The sequence below is a fragment of the Streptomyces sp. SP17BM10 genome (genome assembly GCF_036322405.1).
Taxonomy (GTDB): Bacteria; Actinomycetota; Actinomycetes; order Streptomycetales; family Streptomycetaceae; genus Kitasatospora.
Genome location: NZ_JAQYXB010000223.1, coordinates 1 through 2,662, shown reverse-complemented (window position 1 = coordinate 2,662; position 2,662 = coordinate 1). Strand labels below are relative to the sequence as shown.

The window sequence follows — 2,662 nt, the reverse complement described above, 5'->3', positions numbered from 1 at the left end:
GCCGGCAGCCGTACTTGTTGTCGAACTTCGACTTCGTCACCGAGTCGTTCACGTTGATCGCCGGGAACAGCAGCTTGCCGTCACGGTGCATCTCGTACAGCCGGTGGACACCCGTCGTGGTCTCCTCCGTCACGCCCTTGACGGAGGCCGCGACGGCCGCCCAGTCGAGGGTGGACCGGCCGAGCAACTCCAGGACGATGCGGTACTCGTCGTTGTCGGCCGTCGACGGGTCCGGCACCTCGCCGGCCTTCTGGCACTCCACGCCCTTGTGGATCAGGAGGGTGGCGTCACCGCCGTCGTCCAGGATCATGTTCGGCACCTGGCCGTCCGGCCAGGTCAGCGCCTGCTCGGTGCACCACCAGTACTCCTCCAGCGTCTCGCCCTTCCAGGCGAACACCGGGATGCCGGCCGCCGCGACGGCCGCGGCCGCGTGGTCCTGGGTGGAGAAGATGTTGCACGAGACCCACCGGACCTCGGCGCCCAGCGCCACCAGGGTCTCGATCAGCACGGCCGTCTGGATCGTCATGTGCAGCGAGCCGGTGATGCGGGCGCCGGCCAGCGGCTGCGACGCCGCGTACGCGGCGCGGATCGACATGAGGCCCGGCATCTCGTGCTCGGCGAGCTGGATCTCCTTGCGGCCGAGCGGGGCCAGGGAGAGGTCGGCGACCTTGAAATCAGTGAACTCGGTGTCCTGCGAGGGCATGCCCGGTACTCCTAGGGGTGACGGTCTGGACGTTCTGGTGGATCTCCACGGTCGCCGTGGAACGGTTGAGGGTGATGTAGTGCAGGCCGGGCGCGCCCTCGGCGAGCAGCCGTTCGGCCATCGCGGTGGCGTGCTCGACGCCGATCCGGTGGCCCTCGCGCGGGTCGTCCCGGGCGGCCTCCAGGCGGTGTGCCAGGTCCTCGGGGAAGACGGCGCCGCTGAGTTCGGCGAAGCGGGAGATCTGCCGGACGTCGGTGGCCGGCATGATCTCGGGGATGATCGGGGTGTCGCAGCCGGCCGCGGTGACCCGGTCGCGCAGCCGCAGGTAGTCCTCGACCCGGAAGAACATCTGGGTGATCGCGTAGTCCGCGCCGGCCCGGCACTTGGCGACGAAGTGCCGGATGTCGCTCGACCAGTCCGGCGAGCGCGGGTGCCGCTCGGGGAAGGCCGCGACGCCGATGCCGAACTCCCCGGACTCCCTCACTAGGCTCACGAGTTCGTGCGCGTGGTGGAAACCGTCCGGGTGCGGGTGCCACGCGCCGCGCGGGTCGCCCGTCGGGTCGCCGCGCAGCGCCAGCACGTCGCGCACCCCGGCGTCGGCGTACTGGCCGATGATGCGGCGCAGTTCGGCGCGCGAGTGCCCGACGGCGGTGAGGTGGGCGACGGGCCGCAGGGTGGTCTCGGTCGCGATCCGGCGGGTCATCTCGACCGTGCGGTCCCGCGAGGTGCCGCCGGCGCCGTAGGTCACGGACACGAAGTCCGGGGCCAGCGCCTCGATCCGGCGGATCGCCTCCCACAGGGTGCGGGTGCCGGCGTCGGTCTTCGCCGGGAAGAACTCGAACGAGAACGTCGGCTCCCCCGATCGCAGGCGCTCCTTCAGCGTGCTCACGGGCGTCCTCCGATGTTGAAGTAGACGGCGTCGGGGTGGTGGACGACGATCGCGTCCGTGGACTGTTCGGGGTGCAGCTGGTACTCCTCGGAGAGCACGACGCCGATCCGCTCGGGCTCCAGGAGTTCGGCGATCTTGGCGCGGTCGGCGAGGTCCGGGCAGGCTCCGTAGCCGAGCGAGAAGCGGGCGCCGCGGTACTTGAGCGCGAACATGTCCTTGACGTCCTGCGGGTCCTCGCCGGAGAAGCCGAGCTCGGAGCGCACCCGTGCGTGCCAGAACTCGGCCAGCGCCTCGGCGAGTTGGACGGACAGCCCGTGCAGTTCGAGGTAGTCGCGGTAGGCGTCGGCGGCGAACAGCTCGTTGGCCGCCTCCGACACCCGGCTGCCCATGGTGACCACCTGGAGCCCGACGACGTCCGTCTCCCCCGACTCCACCGGGCGGAAGAAGTCGGCCAGGCAGAGCCGGCGGCCCCGGCCCTGGCGCGGGAAGGTGAAGCGCATCCGCTCCCCGCCGTGCTCGTCGAGGATCACCAGGTCGTCCCCCTTGGACACGCACGGGAAGTACCCGTACACCACCCCGGCGTCGAGCAGGCGCTCGGTCTGGACGCGCTCCAGCAGCGCCCGCAGCCGCGGCCGCCCCTCGGTCTCCACCAGCTCCTGGTAGCCCGGCCCGCCCGCGTTCCGGCCGGGCTTGAGCCCCCACTGCCCCTTGAACAGTGCGTCCTCGTCCAACCAGGAGGCGTAGTCGCGGAGCTGGACGCCCCGCACCACCCGCGTGCCCCAGAACGGCGGCACGGGCACCGGGTTGTCCACGGCCACGTCGGAGCGCACCGGCCCGGTGTCCGGCTCGGACACCACCTCGACCCGCGCGTGCCGGCGCCCCCGCAGCTCCGGCAGCACCGCGCCGGGCACGCCGCGCTTGATGCCGACCAGCGCGTCCATCAGCCGCAGGCCCTCGAACGCGTCGCGGGCGTAGCGGACTTCGCCCTCGTAGATCTCGTGGAGGTCCTGCTCGACGTAGGCCCGGGTGAGGGCGGCGCCGCCGAGGATCACCGGGTAGTCGGCCGCCAG

Annotated in this window: 3 protein-coding genes; all 3 read right to left on the bottom strand. The window is 71.8% G+C overall.

What is annotated here, in order from left to right; genetic code table 11:
- A partial coding sequence (locus PUR71_RS00960; RefSeq protein WP_329924355.1) for an adenosylhomocysteinase occupies positions 1 to 703 on the bottom strand: 703 nt, incomplete at its 3' end.
- Positions 675 to 1,592, bottom strand: a complete 918-nt coding sequence (gene metF / locus PUR71_RS00955) for a methylenetetrahydrofolate reductase [NAD(P)H] (RefSeq protein WP_329924354.1) — start codon at positions 1,590 to 1,592, stop codon at positions 675 to 677. The genes metF and PUR71_RS00960, both read right to left, overlap by 29 nt.
- Positions 1,589 to 2,662 (bottom strand): vitamin B12 dependent-methionine synthase activation domain-containing protein (locus PUR71_RS00950; protein ID WP_329924353.1); only part of this gene is annotated, 1,074 nt, incomplete at its 5' end. The genes PUR71_RS00950 and metF, both read right to left, overlap by 4 nt.